Origin of the sequence: Acinetobacter sp. YH01018 (assembly GCF_013420295.1) — a bacterium.
In the GTDB taxonomy this organism is placed as follows: Bacteria; Pseudomonadota; Gammaproteobacteria; order Pseudomonadales; family Moraxellaceae; genus Acinetobacter.
In genome coordinates this window covers 1-1,228 of the sequence record NZ_VOYL01000122.1, presented here as the reverse complement: position 1 = coordinate 1,228, position 1,228 = coordinate 1, and the positions used below count along the sequence as shown (strand labels likewise).

1 protein-coding gene is annotated in these 1,228 nt (G+C 45.1%); it reads right to left on the bottom strand.

Annotation, left to right across the window (positions count from 1 at the left end):
- Nucleotides 1-219: 219 nt before the first annotated feature.
- The gene (locus FTT83_RS15915; RefSeq protein WP_000018326.1) at nucleotides 220-1,035 is read right to left on the bottom strand and encodes an aminoglycoside O-phosphotransferase APH(3')-Ia; all 816 of its coding nucleotides are present in this window, start codon (nucleotides 1,033-1,035) and stop codon (nucleotides 220-222) included.
- Nucleotides 1,036-1,228 lie beyond the last annotated feature (193 nt).

Genomic DNA, 1,228 nt, shown 5'->3' with positions numbered 1-1,228 from the left:
GTACCAGCGTACGGCCCACAGAATGATGTCACGCTGAAAATGCCGGCCTTTGAATGGGTTCATGTGCAGCTCCATCAGCAAAAGGGGATGATAAGTTTATCACCACCGACTATTTGCAACAGTGCCCCGTCCGGATACTGCCAGATATCGGCGTCCAGGGAGATGTCCTGAAGCGCGGTGTCCGGAATTTCAGGTTTGTGTCTCTACAAAGACTAACTATCAGAAAAACTCATCGAGCATCAAATGAAACTGCAATTTATTCATATCAGGATTATCAATACCATATTTTTGAAAAAGCCGTTTCTGTAATGAAGGAGAAAACTCACCGAGGCAGTTCCATAGGATGGCAAGATCCTGGTATCGGTCTGCGATTCCGACTCGTCCAACATCAATACAACCTATTAATTTCCCCTCGTCAAAAATAAGGTTATCAAGTGAGAAATCACCATGAGTGACGACTGAATCCGGTGAGAATGGCAAAAGCTTATGCATTTCTTTCCAGACTTGTTCAACAGGCCAGCCATTACGCTCGTCATCAAAATCACTAGCATCAACCAAACCGTTATTCATTCGTGATTGCGCCTGAGCGAGACGAAATACGCGATCGCTGTTAAAAGGACAATTACAAACAGGAATCGAATGCAACCGGCGCAGGAACACTGCCAGCGCATCAACAATATTTTCACCTGAATCAGGATATTCTTCTAATACCTGGAATGCTGTTTTCCCGGGGATCGCAGTGGTGAGTAACCATGCATCATCAGGAGTACGGATAAAATGCTTGATGGTCGGAAGAGGCATAAATGCCGTCAGCCAGTTTAGTCTGACCATCTCATCTGTAACATCATTGGCAACGCTACCTTTGCCATGTTTCAGAAACAACTCTGGCGCATTGGGCTTCCCATACAATCGATAGATTGTCGCACCTGATTGCCCGACATTATCGCGAGCCCATCTATACCCATATAAATCAGCATCCAGGTTGGAATTTAATCGCGGCCTCGAGCAAGACGTTTCCCGTTGAATATGGCTCATAACACCCCTTGTATTACTGTTTATGTAAGCAGACAGTTTTATTGTTCATGATGATATATTTTTATCGGCACTGTTGCAAATAGTCGGTGGTGATAAACTTATCATCCCCTTTTGCTGATGGAGCTGCACATGAACCCATTCAAAGGCCGGCATTTTCAGCGTGACATCATTCTGTGGGCCGTACGCTGGTACT

Coding starts and splice junctions, on each gene's coding strand:
- FTT83_RS15915 (WP_000018326.1), bottom strand. CDS start 1,035: ATGAGCCATATTCAACGGGAAACGTCTTGCTCGAGGCCGCGATTAAAT.